Annotated in this window: 13 protein-coding genes; all 13 read right to left on the bottom strand. The window is 61.0% G+C overall.

All coding sequences use genetic code 11. From position 1 onward, the window contains the following. Window positions 1-93: 93 nt before the first annotated feature. Complete coding sequence (locus JMO03_RS00550; protein ID WP_202839142.1) at window positions 94-1,098, bottom strand: FecR family protein; 1,005 nt, start codon at window positions 1,096-1,098, stop codon at window positions 94-96. Then, a complete protein-coding gene (locus JMO03_RS00545) occupies window positions 1,095-1,676 on the bottom strand; it encodes an RNA polymerase sigma factor (RefSeq protein WP_202839141.1) in 582 nt (193 codons plus the stop codon). The genes JMO03_RS00550 and JMO03_RS00545 overlap by 4 nt, the downstream gene beginning before the upstream one ends. 211 nt (window positions 1,677-1,887) lie before the next feature. Continuing rightward, a complete protein-coding gene (locus JMO03_RS00540) occupies window positions 1,888-3,963 on the bottom strand; it encodes an Atxe2 family lasso peptide isopeptidase (protein ID WP_202839140.1) in 2,076 nt (691 codons plus the stop codon). A gap of 70 nt (window positions 3,964-4,033) precedes the next feature. Continuing rightward, complete coding sequence (locus tag JMO03_RS00535) at window positions 4,034-6,751, bottom strand: TonB-dependent receptor (protein WP_238345754.1); 2,718 nt, start codon at window positions 6,749-6,751, stop codon at window positions 4,034-4,036. A gap of 102 nt (window positions 6,752-6,853) precedes the next feature. Then, window positions 6,854-7,855 carry a FecR family protein gene (locus JMO03_RS00530; RefSeq protein ID WP_202839139.1) on the bottom strand — a complete coding sequence of 334 codons (1,002 nt, stop codon included), beginning with the start codon at window positions 7,853-7,855 and terminating at the stop codon, window positions 6,854-6,856. Beyond that, window positions 7,848-8,399, bottom strand: a complete 552-nt coding sequence (locus tag JMO03_RS00525; protein WP_202839137.1) for an RNA polymerase sigma factor — start codon at window positions 8,397-8,399, stop codon at window positions 7,848-7,850. Before JMO03_RS00525 ends, JMO03_RS00530 begins: the two co-directional genes overlap by 8 nt. A gap of 194 nt (window positions 8,400-8,593) precedes the next feature. Then, entirely contained in the window at window positions 8,594-9,061 is a 468-nt protein-coding gene (locus tag JMO03_RS00520; protein WP_202839135.1) for a MarR family winged helix-turn-helix transcriptional regulator, read from the bottom strand. Beyond that, window positions 9,051-9,581: a GNAT family N-acetyltransferase gene (locus JMO03_RS00515; RefSeq protein ID WP_202839133.1), complete on the bottom strand. Its 531-nt coding sequence runs from the start codon at window positions 9,579-9,581 to the stop codon at window positions 9,051-9,053. Before JMO03_RS00515 ends, JMO03_RS00520 begins: the two co-directional genes overlap by 11 nt. A gap of 815 nt (window positions 9,582-10,396) precedes the next feature. Further along, a complete protein-coding gene (locus JMO03_RS00510) occupies window positions 10,397-12,523 on the bottom strand; it encodes an Atxe2 family lasso peptide isopeptidase (RefSeq protein ID WP_238345751.1) in 2,127 nt (708 codons plus the stop codon). Window positions 12,524-12,576: 53 nt separating this feature from the next. After that, window positions 12,577-15,267, bottom strand: coding sequence for a TonB-dependent receptor (locus JMO03_RS00505; protein ID WP_202839126.1), 2,691 nt, complete (start codon window positions 15,265-15,267; stop codon window positions 12,577-12,579). 99 nt (window positions 15,268-15,366) lie between these two features. Further along, window positions 15,367-16,446, bottom strand: coding sequence for a FecR domain-containing protein (locus tag JMO03_RS00500; protein WP_202839124.1), 1,080 nt, complete (start codon window positions 16,444-16,446; stop codon window positions 15,367-15,369). Beyond that, window positions 16,436-16,990, bottom strand: coding sequence for an RNA polymerase sigma factor (locus JMO03_RS00495; RefSeq protein ID WP_202839122.1), 555 nt, complete (start codon window positions 16,988-16,990; stop codon window positions 16,436-16,438). The genes JMO03_RS00500 and JMO03_RS00495 overlap by 11 nt, the downstream gene beginning before the upstream one ends. A gap of 314 nt (window positions 16,991-17,304) precedes the next feature. After that, window positions 17,305-18,741 carry an alpha/beta hydrolase family protein gene (locus tag JMO03_RS00490; RefSeq protein ID WP_202839120.1) on the bottom strand — a complete coding sequence of 479 codons (1,437 nt, stop codon included), beginning with the start codon at window positions 18,739-18,741 and terminating at the stop codon, window positions 17,305-17,307. Between the last annotated feature and the right edge of the window lie 50 nt (window positions 18,742-18,791).

Raw genomic sequence — 18,791 nt, 5'->3', positions numbered from 1 at the left:
ACTGCGTTCACCGCGCTTTCGCGACGGTGTCATGGGACAAGACGGGATATCAGGCCACAACCGAACCCCGATTTCCGGGAAGTGGCCACGGAACTATTTTCGATGCAGGGAGATCGACCCGTCGCCCCCCTGTTCAACGCGCACCGGCAACAGCGCCTGCAGGGCCAAGGCGACGGACTCGCTGTCGCCCATGGGGAAGGTGCCGCTGACGGGAAGCGCGCCGAGCAACGGATCTTCCAACCGCAACTGCGTGCCGGCATAACGGTTCACTTCCGCCACAACCTCCGCCAGAGGCGTGGAACGAAACAGCAGGCGCCCGCGCGTCCAACTGCTGATCACTTCCGTATCCACCATGCGCAAAGCGACGGGCGTGCCGGAATCGCTGTAAGTAGCCTGGTCGCCCGGCGACAGTTGCCAGTGCTCGCCACTGTCCGGTCGATCCAGCGCCACACTGCCTTCGAGCAGGGTCACGGTGACCTGCGCCTGGTCATGGCGCACCTGAAAGCGAGTACCAAGAGCCGTTACGGTGCCGTTGCCCGCCTCGACGCGAAACGGGCGCCGCGGATCGTGGGCGACGCCGAACATGGCCTCGCCCTGCTCCAGCACGACCGCGCGCCGATCGTTGCCCATGCGCACCGCCACGACTGTGTCGGCGTTAAGCGTGAGCTGCGAGCCGTCTGCTAGCCGCACGGTATCGCGCTGATCCGGGCCGGTGGCATAGACGACGGGCGGCGGCACGCGGTCGAACACGCCGAGCGCGAACACCAGCACCAGCGCGCACATCGCCACCGAAGCGGCCAGCGCCAACGGCATATGCCAGCCGGCGCGCTGCTGCCGACTGCGCGGGTCGGTGGCGCGCAAGGCCTGCGCGGACATCGCCTCCAGTTCCGCATTGCCGGCCAGGGTGCCGATGCCCTCCCATAACTGTTCTGTCTGCGCGTAGGCGGCGGCATGCCCGGGGTCGGCATGCCAGCGCTCGAACGCGGCGCGGTCGTCGGCCGAACAGTTGCTAGTCTTCAGCCGTGCGAACCAGCGTTCGGCTTCGGCTAGTACCTCGGGGCCGGCAGCTACGGAAGTCATGTCATCAGAGACGTTCATGCGCCGTGATCCCGTACCCTGTCCCGGCAGGCGGCCAGCGCCTTGGTGATCTGTTTCTCGACCATGCGCACGGAAATGCCGCAGCGCAGGGCAATGGCATGGTTGTTCATGCCATGGAAGCGGCTGAGCAGGAAGACGTGGCGGCACTTGTCGGGCAGGTTGCGGATGGCTGCCAGCACCCGCTTGAGTTGTCGCTGGTCGGCCAGGCGCTGCTCGGGCGTGGGTTCGTTGCTGTCGCCGATGGCGGAAAGATCCTGCTCCTCCAGCGGCACGTGGGCCTTCTGGCGCTGCGTCCGCGTCTGCCGCATATGGTCGTTAGCCACGTTGGTGGCGATGCGGAACAGCAGCGGCTTCCACGCGCGGGCCGGCTCTGACTCGCGGTAGCGCAACAGCCTGGCCAGGCTTTCCTGCGCCGCGTCCTCGGCATCCTGTTCCGTGACGGTGCGCTGGCGCAGGAACTGCACGAGCCCCTTGTAATGTTGCTGCAGAAAGCTTTCGAAGTGGGTGGGCACGGCCTCATCCGGCGCTTCCGGAGCGCGCGGCGGCAGGTCCAGCAGATTGTCGCGCCCGTTGGTCATTCCGGTCGCCGCCGCCTAAAGATGGTCCATGTGTAGAGCATCCGCGGTTTCGATACAAGCGCGTTTCTCGCTGCCAGGCGCGTGTGGGACTGGCCGCCATTTCTGCTCATTCAATCTAGAGACGATACAGCGCGGCGGGACCGTACCTCGGATTTATGGCGGGAAGAAAAAGGTGAGAAACTGTGTTGCCACCATGCCTTGGTGGCCATCGTCAGTCATTTGCTTGCAACGCGGCTCGCATGACGAGCCAGTGCCTGTACTGGTCGGCTTTGCGTGGATCATTGTCCTCGAAGCCCTGCAACCAGAAGCGAAACCAGTCCAAGTTTCGCTCGTATGCGGCCAGCTTGTGCTTGGGCTGAAACTTGATGTGGGGCTCGTTCGGAAAGACGTACACATCTGCACGGCGCTGCCGAATCAATGGAATGGTGTAGTCAAGTGCGTGCATGTACTCCTGCTCTGGCAACTGGAACAGAGTTGGCGCGGTCACCTTGTTCAGATTGAATGAGGGAGAAATAGTCTGCCAACGGTCCGGGGTCTCCTCCATCGAACCCAACTGCCACGTCGCGTGCAGCTCGTCAAAGAAGGGCTGGCCTTTCAGGCTGCCAAGCAGGTAGTAAAGTGGTGAAATCGCAGGTGAACTGACCGATGCGGCAGAAATCAGTCTGGATTCGACGGCAACCCAAAGCGCCACCTCACCGCCAAAACTGAGCCCACCCACCCCCACCTTGGCGCGGTCGATCTCACCCTTGGAGGCAAGGTGATCGATCACACTTTCGACCGCGGACAACCCTTGGCCATAACGCTCGACGGCATCGGTGGCGTACTCGGTAGACTGGTTTATGCAAAGTGCGGATATGCCATGGATCGCGAGCGACGCCAACGGCCATTCATCGCCCACCCCGCCTCGCAGGAAACCTGGGCACGAGTAATAAGTAACGAACAGCGGTGCTGGATCGGCGTTGGATCGTCGTGCTGCGAAGTACTGACCAGTAAACATCCGGCCTCTCGCGTCGACCCAGGAAAGCAAGCGTGCAGGGGCGCTGTTCGCGATGTCCGCAGCTAGACCTGCATTCGGATCGTACAAAACCTGTCGCTTTCCGGTCTCAATATCGATTCGCTCCAATCGCGGCGGCAGATCCGCTTCGGCGACCACGCACGCCAGCGCTATGGACGATACGCCGCAAGCGCTCGGCGCATAACGCTCTCCGCCAGCGATGTAACCGCGGGAGTGCGCCACAGCATGTACAAGACCGGTCTGGACATTCCATCGGAAGATCGACTGCGCATGCCCCAATTCAGGCTGCGTCACCGTAAACAACACATCGTCGCTGTCCCGCCGCCACGCGATACTGGTGATCTGTTCGTTCGTGCATGGATCCGCGTCGCATTTGACCATGCGATGGGAACGTATGCTCGGCAGCATCGATAGTTGCGCAACGGGGTGCAAACTGGGCTTGCGGTCGAGACGCTCCAGCAGGGCGATACGATCACCCCCCGGTTCACTTGCCAGCTTCCAAGGCTCAGGAAGCCCATCGGGAAGATCGGAGGCCGCCATCGGCCTGAAAGGCACATCCGACGATGCAAGATCCCGTGTCACCATGCTCAACAGATCAATAGTCTTCCAACGATCTGGCGTATCCGCCAAAAGCGGAACTCGCTGAAACCACAGACCGTTAAAACGCTGCGTTGCCCATCGCCCATCCACCCTGCTCGAACGGAATAACCCTTGACCAACAGGAACGGTCTCGTCAATGCGAATCCCATGATCGTACTCGCTCAGCTCAGCAGCGACGACCTCTTCCCGTGTCGCGCCGACGCTATAACTCAGGGTTGTGCCATCGTCGCTCAGATAAAAGGCTCTCACATCCGCCGAATCGTTCGTCACCGCTTCGGTCCCGGAGCCGTCGGCGGCAGCGCGCCAGATGCTGACCTTGCCCTCGTGCAGAGCACGATAGTAGATCCATTGGCCGTCGGGAGACCACGCGACAGGTGTCGGCAAAGCATTGCCTGCCGAGTCCCGCAGCAGAAATCCGCCTTCCCCGACCCGCCGTGGCGGCGTCGCACCGTCCATATTCTGCACATACCAGGCGGTGTCGTAAGAATTGCGTTCAACAGATGCGTGCTCCAGCCGGAACGCGACACTACGCCCGTCTGGCGACAAAACCGGTTGATTGAAGTCGACGACCTCCACAAGTGCACGTGGAGTGATCGCTTTCGCAACGGATGGGCATGCGCCTACAACCAGCAGCGCCGTAACCACCAGTGAATTCCTCAAGAAGATCATCATCTACTGCGGCTCCGTGGACTCATACCAACACTGTCCTGGCGCTGCCAATTCCGACTGATACCAGCCGGAACTACCAACGCTTCGAGATGGTGAAGCTCAGGAAGCGGCCAATAGCCGAGTAGTTGGTCGAATCGTACGGCGGTACGTACATGGGAGATGTCGGCAAGTACAATGGTGGAGCCCGGTCCAGCAGATTCTGGGCCGACAATCCGAACTCGATTCCAGACCATGTGTCATCGCGTTCCCTCGTCACATAGCGCAGAGTGACGTCGAACGTCGTGAACGAAGCACTTTTCTCTCCATCAGCGGTGTTGGTTACACCGCTCGTGTAGTTGGCGAAGGTCGAAGTGGAGAAGCCACCTTGACTCCAGACGGCGCCAATGCGGCTATTGACTTTTGCAGGGTTGTGCAGGGTACCAGCCAGATCGTAAGGACTTGGAACTCCCGCAGTCTGCTGCGTACTATCGAGCCAGCTTGCCGCCCCCCGGATCGTCAGTTGGCTGGTGCCAAGGTCGAAACGGTACGAACCGGACAAGTCCAAGCCTTTGATGCGTTGTCGGGTCGCATTGACGTACCGCGCATCGAGGATTGCAACCACGTTGTCCGAGTCGTACGGCGCACCCGTGAAATTGTAGAACGCGTCCAGGCGGGACACTATCGCGACCAACCGTTCGGCTGTCGGCGAATGATCGACGAACTCGGCATAAATCGGGTTGTCCAACGCACCGAAGGCAGTGGTGATCGGTTGCACCACGCGGTCAGTGTAGTCAATGTCGAACCAGGTCAATTCCGCATCCAAGCCCGGTAGTGAATCGGGGTGGAAGGCCAGCGAAGCAGTCCAAGTTCGCGCCCGTTCAGCGTCCAGATCTCTACTTCCGCCGTTCAAGAAGAGCAACGTGTCGTCTTCGGCATACCCGCTTCCACCGAAAGCGCTTGGATGAATGGCGACGCCGATCATGGCGTTGTAGCGCTGATACAACGTGGGTGCCTTGAAGGACTCCCCCCAAGATGCCTTGATCGTGAAGTCGGCGCTTGGGCCGTAGACCAAGCCAAGCTTTGGCGTGGTGACACTACCGAAACTCTCGTAGTCCTCGCTGCGCACTGCCGCAGTCAGTGCCAGCCGGCGCATCCCAGCGATATTCGACCCAGCGCCCATAAATGGTAGATGGACTTCGGCATAGGCATAACGAACGCCTTCATCGGCCTGAATGGCGATGCTGCCTGTCAGAAAGTTGTTCTGGACATACTCATTTTCCCTGTAGCCCACGCCGATCGCCAGCCGCGCGACATCACCGCCCAACGCGAACAATGGGCCTTCAGCACCCACATCGTACGCTCGGCTCTCGTTGCACCAGCATTCATACAAGTATGGCGTAGACAGTCCGTTCTCATTGGAAACTATCGCGTGGTCGTTGGTATACCTATCCCGCCCCCAAGCCCCGGCGATCGACATCAGCCAATCGTTTGGCAGTGAGAATTCAATGCTCGGAGACACGAGGGACGTCGTACTCTCCGGCGTGAGTACGTTGTAGGGCGACGGACTACCGTAGTAGTAATAGTAGTCTTGCTCGCGATCGGTTCTTAATGCATCCAGGCGCAGTTCCGCAATGGTCCCGATTGACTGATACGCGCTTAGCAAGCCGCTGCGCAGGCCGCTGCCAGGATAGATCGTCGATGGCTCGAACAGCTGATCCGTATAGTCGCGCTGACGCGCATAGATTGGGTCGGTGGAGACATTCTTATACGTCGCGATCAGTCCGCCACTTGCCCACGCTGCGCCCGCCGTTGCGGTGTACTCGCGTGTCGTCAGTCCGCCAACAGTCGCAGTGCCGTAGCGGCTGCCCAACGCGAGCCCATCGAAGTCGCGCTTGAGAATTACGTTAGCCACGCCCCCCACAGCATCGGAACCATAGATAGCCGAGGCGCCATCTGCGACGATCTCGACCCGTTCGACGGCCTCCACTGGGATCGCGCTGATATCGACTGCTTGCACGAAGCCGCCATAGGACATGCGGCGGCCATTGAGCAACGTCAGCGAGGCATCGGGGCCGAGCCCGCGTAGATTCAGGCTCGAGCCGCCGGTGACATTCTGATTAGCGAGACCGCCTCCCGCCACATTCCCCATCAGGACACCCGGGTTCTGCCCGCCCGTAAAGTTTTGCGGCACGCTCCGAATCACTTCACCAAGGTCGATGAAGCCTTCCTCCTGAATCCGTTCTGATCCGATCGTGATGACCGGGGATGGCGTTTCGCCTCCACGGATACGCGTGCCCGTGACGACCACCGTTTCAAGATCCTGCGCCCGCCCGCTTCTTTCCGAAGCCGTTGGCTGTTCGTTTCCTACGTCGCTGGCATCGCCCACATTGGCGCCCTGGACGCCAGAGCCAACCTCCGTGGCTGCTTCGCTTGTGTTTCCCTCCTTGGTGACGGGCTCTTTCCCCCGCGGGCGAATCGTTGCCGCGTTCTCGGCGCTGTACACCACTTCCAGATCGGTATCTGCAAGGAGTTGCCGCAACGCCTGACGTTTGTCGAGTTGCCCCCTCAACGGCCGGGAGGTTTCACCGTTGATGGATTCCGGCCGATAAAGCAATTGCATCCCGGACTGCTCGGCAAACGCCTTCAGGGCGGCGGAAAGCGGTTGTTCCGGAATGTCGAATCCGATGGGTTCGGCTGTCTGTGCGAATGCGGTGGTGGATGCCAGAAGACCGAATGCGGCGACAAGCGCACCTGCATGCAATGCTTTGACGATGCTCCTATGTAGGGTGGTGGTGCATGCCTGCTGCGTCATTGGTCTCTTCCCCGGTGATGGTTGTCCGCGGCCTGCGTGAACTGGCCCCGTTGACAACGAACCGCGAGCAGCACGAATCCCCCAGCCGGATCCGTTCCATCCCTAATCTACGTAGACGCGCTGTTTGCCGTCGCGGCGCACCTCCAGCCCCAAGCCTTCCTTCAGCATGGCAAGCAGCATCTCGGCACCCTGTGGATTGGTCTGGAACGTGCCGCCGACAGTCATCGTCCGCGCCCGCGGGCCGACTTCGATCCGCAAGGGGGTGTAACGACTGATCTCGTCGATGACTTCATCGAGCGGGCGATCCTCGAAATAGACGGTGCCGCTGCGCCAGGAAACTTCACGGTGGACCTCCGGTGCCGGCAACGCGCGCACGCTGGCGTGTGTGCCCTGCATCTCTGCCTGCTGGCCTGCACCAAGCAGCGACGCGGGGACTCGTTCGAGCACTGCGTCCGACGGCGCTCCACGGCTGGCGACGGTGGCTACCTTGACCCGACCCTCGCTGACCGTCACGCGCACGCCATCCTCGCGGCGATAGACGTTGAAGGCTGTACCAACCGCTCGCACCCAGGTGCGATCGGCCACGACCCAGAACGGGCGCTCCGGTGCATGTGCCACGGTGAAGAACGCCTCGCCACGCGCCAGGTGGATTACCCGTGCCGCATCGCTGTAGTCCACACGCACGGCACTGTTGCTGTTGAGTTCCAGCCGGGAACCATCGGGGAGCGCGATTGATGCGTGTTCTCCGATGCCTGTCTCGAAGCTGGAAGGCGGCTGATGTTGCCACCACCACCCCAGGGCTACGACGGCCACAATGGCGGCCGCAGCCATGCTCAGGAATCCGCGACGCCGCCGCGCACGGGTGGCGCCTTGCATCGCATTTCCGAACGATACCGCACGCACGGTGCGGCCAGCCGCCGTGAACCGGCTCCAAGTGCCCATCAGCTCAGCATAGGCACGGCCATTGCGGGGATGCGCCGTCCGCCAGGCTTCGAAGCGCACGCGATCCTCGACCCTGACGTCTTCAGCCTGCAACCGCGCAATCCACTCGCTGGCCTCGCTCATCGCGGTTTCCACATCCGGCAATCGATGGATGTCACTCATGCGACCGCCTCGGGTCCTTGCCGGAAAGCTGGTAGCGGCGGCTCATGAATGCGTGCGTCTCGCGCAGCCCCTTGGCGATGTGCTTCTCGACGGTCTTGGTCGAGATGCCCAATTCTCCGGCGATTTCCTTGTAAGCACATCCCTGGAAAACCTTCATCGCGAATGCCGCCCGACACTGTGGCGGCAAGCGCTCCACTGCCTGCTGCAGCAACCGCGCCTCCTCATCCGCGATCAGTCCATCCTCAGGCGACCGTCCCTCATCGAAGCAGGCCCCGGTCGAGTCGATATCCCCCACCAGATCGGTCGCCGCAATGCGCTCGTGCCGGTGTGCATTGTGCGCAAGGTTACGCGCCGTCACGAACAGGAACGCCTTGGGCTGTTCGACTTTCCGGCCCTGCTCGTAGGTTCGCACATAAGCTTCCTGCACGATGTCCTCCACCATTACGGAGGAACCGACGAAGCGCTGCACGTAGCGCCGCAGGGACTGGCAGGTCTCTGCAACGAACCGGGTGAAGCCATCGGGCGGGGTGTCTGGCATCGTCATGGGCGCGGAACAATTCTCAGCACCGTACGCCGACGGATGACCTCAGCGCAAGCGGCTGTGCCAGCACTTATTGTCGCGACAAACCCATGATTTCAATGGCCATTTTCAGTAAGACACGCGAACAGGGAATTCCCCCCATCCGGCCTTCTGATAGCACCAAAAATCGCCCTTCAGCCTGAACCGCCAGCTGTCGGCTACCTGTCCGGAACCCGCCGCTCAAGGCACCTTCCCAGGATCCCGACTATCGTCGAAAGTTCTTCCCGTGACAGCTGTTCGACAGCGGCACGCGTTCCGGTACTCGCCCTTGGCTTCGCGGCGGCGTATCTCTGGCGGCCGGCCGGAGTGATCCGGATGGCATACGTCCGCTGGCTCTCCGGCAGCCTGTTCCAGTCGACCAGGCCATGGCTTGCCAGCTTCTGCAGGATTCTGGATGCCGTACTCATGTTCAGTTCCGTCCGCTCCGCAAGCGCTGTCAACGAAAGCCCGGAGTCGTTGACAAGCTGGGTGAGGACGTTCCACTCGCGCGGAGTAAAACCTACCCGTAGATCGTCTGACGCCAAACCGCGTGCCAGCAGGTGGATCTGCTGTTCCAGCGTTGCCAGCAGCAACTGTTCTGCGGACTCACCTCGCGTCGTTGCTCCTGGGGCGGAATCATGATTCATCGCTATGGCGCTGCAGTTGCAAGTAGTACATGCCCAGCGGCCCGTCGCACAAGGCATCACCCTTCGTCGCGGTCGTCGCCTCGAACCCGAGGCGCTGCAGGAATCTCTGCCCGGCCACATTGTCGTAGCTGCATGACGCCCGGATCTGTCGGATATCGCCGTCGTTCCTGCAGTCATCGATAATTGACTCCATCAGCATGCGAGATGCTGGTGTACCCCGGTAGCGCGGCAACACGTACACGCCCCACAGCACACCGAGACCGCAATGCGTCGCATGATATTCCCGCGTCAGCGCAGCCGCGGCGATCAATGTATCGCCGCTGTACGCGCCCCAAACCCGAGTGCCTTCGGACACGTAGCCGGACAGTTTCGCGGCGATGCCGTTGGGACCGGCCTCGATTTCACGGAAGACCTGTGCCTCGACAGCGGCCACCAGCCCTTCCGTCGATCGCCTGCGCAACGCGTAGTACACAGAAGCATCCGCCTCCGATAAACACCTGATCTGCAGTAGCGACTGCATGCATGCCCCTTCTGTTCACGTGACCTGTCAACGGGATGCCGCTTTGCTGCCGACGATGCGGTGTCCTCTTTTCGCGAGTACCATCCGGCTGCCCACCGGCAGCGATCCCGGGCCCCTGCCCAAAACCCCTTTTGCCAAAACGCGCGAAGAACGCCAACTCGTGCACGATCTCTGGACTCGACAGCGCCAGCCATTCCTGGGCCATGACCAGCCGCAGCCCGTGGTAACGATTCCCGTTGGCCTCGGTCAACACCCGCACAAGCATTTCGCTGACCCTGTCACCATCGGCGCAACCCGAAAAAAAGAGCCCCGGCGGGGGTACGCCGGGGATCGCAAATTTCAACTCAAGGGGGCAATAGCGGCGATAGAGAGAGAACTGCCGCCGCTTCCCTATAAGACGCACAAGAAGGGAAAACCCCCCACCCTATTTTGACCACACTGTGGCGAATGCTTCATAGCAAACACGTGAATGCCGGCAACTTCGATCTCCCTGTAAGCCATGGCACCGCGTCCTGTCGCACCATCTGAACGTCGGACAGTCTTGCGGTCGGGCGTCTACGCACCATGATACGAACGCAAATATTTCCAAAGGCTTCAGGTTTCGCTGGCGGCCTCAAGGGCGATCGCCCCACCCCTAACCTCTACACGCACGGTTTAATTGGCTACGTCCCCTTTGTTGGCTGGAGGAACCTGCCACTGAGGTCAATGCCTGGGATGAGAACGTGCCGGTACGCCTCGGCGACCCAATCTCATGGGACGCAGCTAATTGGCGATCTATTTAGCTAAGTCCCAAAACTCTATCAGTTGAATCCGCACTACTCTCTGGATTGACAGTACCAAGGTATATTGCCCATGCTCGCAGCATCCTTGCACTGATGTGATCGCATGGTGCGCCAATGCGTGTACTGTTCGGCTTTGCGAGGATCATTGTCCTCGAATCCCTGCAGCCAGAATCGAAACCAGTCCAAGTTTCTCTGATACACGGCAAACTTGTGTCGCGGCTGGAACTTCTGATGCGGCTCGTGCGGGAAGACATACACATCCGCGCGACGATTCCGAATCAACGGAATAGCGTAGTCAAGCGAGAAAAAGAGCTCCTGCTCCGACAGCTGCATCAGGACAGGCGCTTTTATCTTGTCCAAGTTCATAGCCGGGGAAATCTTCTGCCATTGCTCAGGTGTCTCATCAGGAGCACCTAGTTGCCAGTTACGCTGCAGTTGCGAAAAAAACCAAGTGTCGCCCCTGATGCTACCCAGCAGGTAGTACAGGTGTGAAATCACTGGCGTCGCCACTGAAGCGACGGTGATCAAATCGGAGTGGATGACCGTCCATAGCGTCGTCTCTGCACCGAAGCTGAGTCCTCCCATACCTACCTTGGTGCGGTCGACCTCACCCTCCGCAGCCAGCAGCTCCACTACACTCTCTACGGCCAAACGGCCCGCGTCGTAGCGCGCTGATGCATTGTTGTCATGTGGCAACGAATTGATGCAGAGGGCGGAGATGCCGTTCCTTGCCATTGCCGCCAAAGGCCACTCATTACCCACGCCACCGCGCAGAAAACCCAGGCATCTGTAGTAGTTAACGAACAGCGGCGCTGGAGCAGCGCCGGTGCGATGCGCCGAAAAGTACTGACCTGTGAACTGCCGACCCTCCGCATCCGCCCAGCGGAGAAGTCGCACTCGTACGGTATTTTCCATGTCCCGGGCGAGCGCAGCATTTGGATCGAACAACACCTGCCGATCACCCGTTTCCAGATCAATTCGCTCCAGCCGCGGCGGTCCATCTGCCTCTGCGGCCACACAGACCAATGCCGCAGATGACGCGCCACAGATGCCGGGCGTCCAACGCATCTCGCCACTGATCAGGCCACGGGAATAGGCGACAGGATGCACCTCACCCGTCCGGACATTCCATCGGAAGATCGACTGCGCCAGCCCCTCATCGGGGTCGGTCACTGTGAACAGCACCTCGTCACCATCGGGTCTCCATTGAATGTCAGTGATTGCCTTGTCCGTGCACAACTCGGCCTGACATCTAACCGGATCGTGGTGCCCTTTGCTTGGTAGCATGGCCAGTTCAGCATAGGGTTTATCCCGGAAGTTGGCACGGTTCCCGACTCGCGTCAGAACGGCGATCCGCCCGCCATGTATGTCGGGTGACAACTTCCAAGGCTCTTCGCCCAGCCGCTCAGTTAGATCGGAGGCAACCAGCGGCTTTGGCGGAACATCAGATGGGTCGAGTTCCCGGTTCGTCCATGTTGTCAAGTCAACCGCCCTCCAGCGATCCGGCACATCGGCCCGCAACGGAACCCGGTCCCACCAGTTTCCTAACCGCTGTGTTGCTAGCCGTCCCTCTGTGTAGCCGGATCGAAACAGGTTTTGTCCAAACGGCGTCAATTCATCGATGTGGATGCCTTGGTCGTACTCAGCCAGTTCTGCTGCAGTGACCTCTTCGCGGGTGGCGCCAACGCTGTACTTCAGTACCTGCCCATCCACGCCCAACAGAAAACCCTGGACATCCGCAGGATCAAGTGTCACGGGTTCGGCACCCGATCCGTCTGTCGCTGCCCGCCATACGTCGATCTTGCCGTCCACCATGGCGCGAAAATAGATCCAGCGCCCATCTGGCGACCAAGCGGCATGAGCCGGCAATGGCAATCCAGCAGAACTGAACAGGGGAACGCCACCACTAGCCACCCGACGCGGCGGCAGCGCACCATCCAATGATTGCACGTACCAATTCGCCTCGTAGCGATTGTGTTCAATGGAAGCTTGCTCTGTCCGAAAGGTGACCATGCTGCCATCTGGCGAAACCAGCGGACTGTTGAAGTCGACCATCTCGACGATCGCACGCGGAGACGTTGCTTGCGCCTGCCATAGGAAGGTCAACGCGACCAGCAAGCTGCCAGCCAGAAGCCGTTTCGAGATTCTGTTCGCTACCATGAACCTGTTCCAGTACCGTCGGCGCATATCTGCAAGCCAAGATCGGGTAAAGATTACCAGCGCTTCGATATGGAGAAATTCAGGAAGCGGCCGACTGGCGAATAGTTCGTCGAATCATATGGCGGAACGTGCTGGCGATTCGCTGCAATGGTGTACAAGGAAGGAGGCCGATCGAACAGGTTCTGCGCGGACAACGCAAATTCCAGATCGGACCAAGCGCCACTGTTGCGATCAGCTGCGTAGCGAATCGTTGCATCCACGGTCGTGAAAGATGCGAGCTTTTCGTCTTCGACCACATTCCTCACGCCGCTCTTGTAGTTCGCGAAGACCGATGCAATCAAACCTCCCTGATTCCAGATGGCTCCGATGCGACTGGAGATCTTCGTCGGATTATGGAGCGTTCCAGCGAGATCAAAAGTTGTATCAGTACTTTGTTGCGCGCTGTCGAGCCAACTCGTCGATCCACGGATCGTAAGTCGTCCCACGCCAAGCTCGATGCCGTACGATCCGGATAGATCAAGGCCCCTAATGCGTTGCCTCACTGCATTGATGTATCTGCCATTTACGATCGCGACCACATTTCTCGGATCGTAAGACAAGCCCGTACTATTCAAGATTACTCCGTCATAGTCGCTGGCAATTAGCGCTGCTTGCTCCTGGGCCGTCGGATTCAACTGAATGAACTCAGCGAATGCAGGATTACTCATTGCTTGCACAATGTTAGTAATTGGCTCGACGATACGGTCCGTGTAGTCGATGTCGAACCAGGTCAGCTCCGCTTCCAAGCCAGGTATTGCGTTGGGATGAATCGCCATGGAAGTAGTCCAGACCCGTGCCCGCTCCGGGTCTAGATCCGGCTTTCCACCAAATGAAGCAAGCACCAACGCGTTTGCGGGATACCCAACGGCGCCTACGCTAGATGCAAGGCGGACCTGAACTGCGTGTGGACGCAGTATCTGAAGAAGCGTGGGTGCCTTGAAGGACCTTCCCCATGACGTCTTGAACGTCAAATCAGCGCTTGGCCCATAGATCAGGCCTAGTTTTGGTGTGCGTACTCTGCCGAAACTATCGTAATCTTCACCACGTACCGCCGCAGTGATATCAAATCGATGAACACCGCCGATACTCGCGTCAGAACTGATCAGCGGAAGGTACATTTCGGCATACGCAAAGCGACTGCTCTCATCTCCTCTCGGAGTACTTACTCCGCTTGTCAGATAGCTTGGTAGAGTGATCTCGTTTTCCCTATAGCCAACACCAACCGCCAAGCGCGCGTCACCCGCTGGTGTTTCAAACAAGGGACCTTCCGCACCAACTTCGTAAGCACGACTCCGATTGCAATAGCAGCCGAAAACCAACGGCGTTATTGCCCCTGTTGCGAAAGTGAACCTAGATTGATTCTCGATGAAGTCATCCTTTCCCCACGCTCCTGCAATCGAGAGTGTCCAGTCGTTCGACAGAAAAAAGTCAAGACTGGAGGACACCAAGGTAGTGGTCGTTTCCGGAGTCAGTACGTTGTAGAAGGCTGGACTAGTTCCGTAGAAGTAATACAGTTGCTCACGTGCGGTTCGCAGCGCATCCAAACGTAGTTCGGCGCTGTCTCCGAGCGATTGATAGGCGCTAAGCAAGCCGCTTTGCAAATCGCTGCTTGGAAGAAGCATTTGCGGATCCATCAGATGAGCGGTGTACTCGCGCTCACGCGCGTAAACCGGATCGATGGAGACGTCCTTAAAGGTTGCAATCAACCCACCGCTGGCCCAAACACTGCCGGCCGTTGCGGTGTACTCGCGTGTCGTTAGCCCCCCATCCGTCGCTCCACCATATGACGCGCCCAAAGCGAAGCCATCGAAGTCTCGCTTAAGAATTACGTTGGCCACGCCACCCACCGCATCGGAGCCATAGATGGCGGAAGCACCATCGGCAACTATCTCGATCTGCTCCACCGCCTCGATCGGAATCGCGCTGATATCGATCGCCTGCACGAAACCGCTGTAAACCATGCGGCGCCCGTTGAGCAGCGTCAGCGACGCGTCCGGGCCGAGGCCTCGCAGGTTCAATGCGGATCCTCCGGTCAGATTCTGGTTCTGAACGCCGGCTCCGATCACGTTCCCCATCAGGACACCTGGGTTCTGACCGCCCGATGAGTTCTGTGGCACGCTGCGAATCACCTCGCCGAGATCGGTGAAGCCTTCTTCCCGGATCCGCTCCGAACCGATGGCGATCACTGGGGATGGTGTAGCACCTCCGCGGATACGCGTTCCCGTGACCACGACCTTTTCAAGATCCAGCGCTTGGTCTCTTCCTCCTGTCGCAGGCTGCAGCTGATCCTGTTGGGCTGATGCAGGCGGTGTGGCGGAAGCGCCTCTCTCTGCGTCGCCGGCGGAGCCCGAGGCGCTTGCTTGTCCTGCCCCTCCCGAGAGCCGCTGGGCAGCGGCACCGAGCGGCGACAACGTCACCGTCTGCGGATCCAGAAACTCGTACTTGAGGCCAGTCCCCCTCAGTAGCTCGCTCAAGGCTTCTGTCGCCGTCAGCGAACCATCGAGTGCCGGCGCTCGCTTCCCCTGCACCAGATCGGCCGAGTACACGATCTGGAGCTTCGTCTGCTGCGCCAGCAGCTTGAGCGCCGTCCCCAGATCCTGCGCCTGAAGCTCAACAGCATGCCGGGCTTCGGATTGCGCCAACACGGGCGTTGTGCCGGCCAACGCCAGCAGCAGGGCTGCGCACAGACAGGAACGCTTGATCATGAAACCTTTCTCCCCAAGTGATGCCGCAGGCAGGCGCCCGAGGCGTGTCATTGATCTGTCACCTGGAGTAAGAGCGTTCGCGCGGCAAAAGTGGGTACCTCATTGTTTTCTGGTGATTCGGATTTCCCGGGCAGTGCGTTCCACCTGCACATCCTCCATGCGACCGACGAAGCGCAGCAGGGGCTCGGGGCCGGTGGTGTTGAACACGGCATTGACGCGCAGTTCGCCCAGCGCGGGATCGTGGAGGACGATGGGGATGCGCTGGTAGCGATTGAACTCCTCCACCACTGCGCTCAGCGGCTGCTCTTCGAACACCAGTTCCTGCTGCAGCCAGCGGGTGGCGGCGTTGACGTTGGCGTCCCTGTGCTGCTCGACGGCGCCGGCGCGGCCGACGATCACCTGTTCGCCCGCCTTGACGGATACCGACAATGCCAATCCTGCGATGTCGGCATCGGCCTTCCGGACGGCCGGTTCGGTGCGCACTTCCACCTGCCCTTCCACCACCGTGACCACGGTGCCGGTCGGCTTGCGGTAGACGTCGAACTGGGTGCCGACTGCGCGCGTGGTGACGTTGCCGCTGCGCACGATGAACGGGCGCTGTGCATCCTTGGCTACTTCGAACAGGGCCTGGCCGTCGACCAGTTCGATCAGGCGCTGCGTCGGGAGCATCCGCACCTTGACCTCGGAGCGGGAGTTCAGCCGGATGATCGAACCATCCTCCAAGGTGAGGACGCGCTGTTCGCCGACGTCCGTGATGTAGGTCGGCGGCTGATGGAACTGCCACCAAATGGCGGCGCCCACCAACCCAGCCATGAGTGCGATGGAGGCGGCAACAGCGAAGGGTCGGCGGCGTGTCTTTCGCGGGGGCGCCGCGGATGCAGGTTCGCGGCTGGCCGTTGCGGCATCCTTGCGTGGCTGCACCGCTTCGCGCATCGGCAGCACGTTGGCGGCGGCTAGTTCAAAATCCTCTGCTACCGGTAGTTCCGGATCGAGCTGCGCGGCGTCTCCCCAGAGCCGGGTCACTTCGAGGTAGGCACGCACATGCACGGGCGAAGCCTGCAGCCAGGCGGCGAACGCGGCCCGGTCGGCTTCGGACACCACGGGTTCACGCATGATGATGAACCACTCGGCAGCAGCCTGGCTGATCTGCGGCGCGATGGCGTGCGGGTCACGCGACACGCTCGGGTCCTCCCTGCTCGGCGCCCAGGCGCTGGTGGCAATGCGCCATCGCCTGGGACAGGTACTTCTTGACCATGTTGGTGGAAATGCCCAGCCGCGCGCCGATCTCCTTGTAGGTGAGGCCGTCGCGGCGGTGCCAGACCAAGCAGGCGCGGGCCTTGGGCGAGAGTTGCATCAGCACGGTTTGCAGCCGCTCCAGGCGATCCGCGTTCAGGGCGGCGCTTTCCGGCGTGGCGGCCGCGAAGGGATCCGTATCGGCCGGCAATGCCTCGGCCGGGGCGTCGTCCAGCGCGATATTCGCCGGGCGAGTCACCAGCTTCAGTCGCTGCTCCCGCGCGATGTTGGCGGCGATGGTGTACAGGTAGGCCTCCGGGGACTGGATCAGATCGGGCCGGTTGAGACGCAACAGGCGCAGGTAGACCTCCTGCACCATGTCCGGGGCCTCCGCGGCGTCGGGCAGCCGGGAAACGAAGAAACGCAGCAGCGGCCGCCCGTGCAGGGAGGCCATCGTAGTCAGGAACGTGTGTTTCCAGCTCTGGGGCATGCGGATGGATGAGTGGATGGCCGTCATCCCTGGCCGCGACCAGCGCCGGCCACGCCCAAGGATGCTCCTGATCAACAAGAGCGTCCAATGGGGAAATGTGGGTACCTCGACCTTCCCGCCCCTTCTTGCCCTAATGCCTAATGCACTGCAAGTGGCCGACCTGAACCCGCGCGGCCACATATGTCATGAAATGCACGGCTCTGCGCCTTCGATCTCGCCTCGCAGTCGGTAGATCGTCAGGGTGGGCACGGACCCGTCGCTGCTTCCCTCGAGTGCTCGTGTATCGAGTGGTACGCGAACGCGGCCGCATCGGGTCAAGACAGCCAGAGATTGCGCCGGAAGAACTGCTCGCTGCGGGTCCAAAGATCGTGGAGGTTCTCGGGACTGGAGATCATGTGCCCCTCACCCCAGTAGTAGGCCAGCTCCACCGGCACGCCCTTCCCGTGCAGGACGGAGTAGACCTGTTCCATCGACCGCGGCACGGCATCGTACTCGCCGACCATCAATAACGTCGGCGTGGTCGCATGCTCCAAGCGAAAGAGCGCGCTGTTGCGAACGAAGCGCTCGGTATTGCGCCACAGGCTTCCGCCCACGCGGTAACGCTGGGTATCAGCCTCGTAATACCAGCGGTCGGTCTGGATCAGGTGCGCCGCACAGTCCAAAGTCTGGAATGGCAATCGCGCCGAATACAGTGTTGCCGCAAGATCGGGAAAGGTCGATGCCGCGGCGATCGCCTTGAAGCGGTCGGTCGTCGCCAGCAACGCCAGGGCGACATAGCCGGCGTCGGAATGCCCCCAGAACCCGTACTGCCCGGCCTGCACCTCCGGTTGCTGGTCCAGCACGCCCAGCCAAGGCAGGATGAGGCCGGAGACGTAGTCCAGCGGTTCCGCAGCGTCCGGCCGGTCCAGCATCGGCAGCGGCGCCTGGAACACGGCGAAACCCTGCGCCAGCAGATACTGAAACGGATAGGTGATCGCTGAATCGTCGTTGAGCCGGCTCAACCAGCCATCCAGACGCGGCACTGAATTGGGATAGGCCCAGAGGATCACCGGTGACCGCGTTCCCGCGGGTGTACTGGTAGGCGTCATCAGCACCCCGGTCAGGCGCTTGCCGTCCGAGGAGGTCCGTTCCACTTCGCGTGCACGTGGCCGGCGAATCTCAGCGAGATGCCGGTTGAGCACGAGCGGTGACGTCACGTCGGATGCGTCGCGTCCGGCCACGTAGAGCCAACTGCCATCGTTCGCGTCCAACCGACACCACACGCGTCCGTCCACGGTCGCGGACAGCAGGCTGGCCGTCGCCGGCATCTCGAGCGTATGCACTCGATGCTGTCCGTCGTGCACGCGGATCGCCTCGAAGCGACCGTCCTTGCGCGTGACCACGATCAACTGACCACCATTGCGCATCGCCACCGGCGAAGCGACCGTCGCGCAGGCGTCGCTCAGCACACGCACTTCGGAGCCCTGCGCCAGGCTCAGGGTCTCGCCGGCCCAACTGGACACCAAGCCGGGTGCCAGCATCCAGGCGCGCGCCATCACCTGGCCGCCGCCCATGCCCATGGGCGGATCCGCCAGCGCCTGCCGGCCATTCACCACCGCGTCCACGTCCGCGGCCGGTGTCGCGGCAACGAGCGCGGCGATGTACTCGGCGTCGGCAACCGAAAGCGCCGACCAGTGACGGACCGAACGCGTGGCGATGTCGACTTCCCAGCAGGCATCGTCGCCGGTCGAGGGCAGCGATGAATAGCTCAAGCGCGTGGCGAGCGCCAGGCGACGCGAATCCGATGACCACACCGGCAGCC

Source organism: Luteimonas saliphila (assembly GCF_016774335.1).
GTDB classification, from domain to species: Bacteria; Pseudomonadota; Gammaproteobacteria; order Xanthomonadales; family Xanthomonadaceae; genus Luteimonas; species Luteimonas saliphila.
Note: the sequence above shows the minus strand (reverse complement) of the source record. Positions and strands in the feature narration are given on the sequence as shown.

What these genes read in the sequence shown, in the direction of transcription:
- JMO03_RS00550 (WP_202839142.1), bottom strand. Translation starts at nt 1,098, where the DNA reads ATGAACGTCTCTGATGACATGACTTCCGTAGCTGCCGGCCCCGAGGTA.
- JMO03_RS00545 (WP_202839141.1), bottom strand. Translation starts at nt 1,676, where the DNA reads ATGACCAACGGGCGCGACAATCTGCTGGACCTGCCGCCGCGCGCTCCG.
- JMO03_RS00540 (WP_202839140.1), bottom strand. Translation starts at nt 3,963, where the DNA reads ATGATGATCTTCTTGAGGAATTCACTGGTGGTTACGGCGCTGCTGGTT.
- JMO03_RS00535 (WP_238345754.1), bottom strand. Translation starts at nt 6,751, where the DNA reads ATGACGCAGCAGGCATGCACCACCACCCTACATAGGAGCATCGTCAAA.
- JMO03_RS00530 (WP_202839139.1), bottom strand. Translation starts at nt 7,855, where the DNA reads ATGAGTGACATCCATCGATTGCCGGATGTGGAAACCGCGATGAGCGAG.
- JMO03_RS00525 (WP_202839137.1), bottom strand. Translation starts at nt 8,399, where the DNA reads ATGACGATGCCAGACACCCCGCCCGATGGCTTCACCCGGTTCGTTGCA.
- JMO03_RS00520 (WP_202839135.1), bottom strand. Translation starts at nt 9,061, where the DNA reads ATGAATCATGATTCCGCCCCAGGAGCAACGACGCGAGGTGAGTCCGCA.
- JMO03_RS00515 (WP_202839133.1), bottom strand. Translation starts at nt 9,581, where the DNA reads ATGCAGTCGCTACTGCAGATCAGGTGTTTATCGGAGGCGGATGCTTCT.
- JMO03_RS00510 (WP_238345751.1), bottom strand. Translation starts at nt 12,523, where the DNA reads ATGGTAGCGAACAGAATCTCGAAACGGCTTCTGGCTGGCAGCTTGCTG.
- JMO03_RS00505 (WP_202839126.1), bottom strand. Translation starts at nt 15,267, where the DNA reads ATGATCAAGCGTTCCTGTCTGTGCGCAGCCCTGCTGCTGGCGTTGGCC.
- JMO03_RS00495 (WP_202839122.1), bottom strand. Translation starts at nt 16,990, where the DNA reads ATGCCCCAGAGCTGGAAACACACGTTCCTGACTACGATGGCCTCCCTG.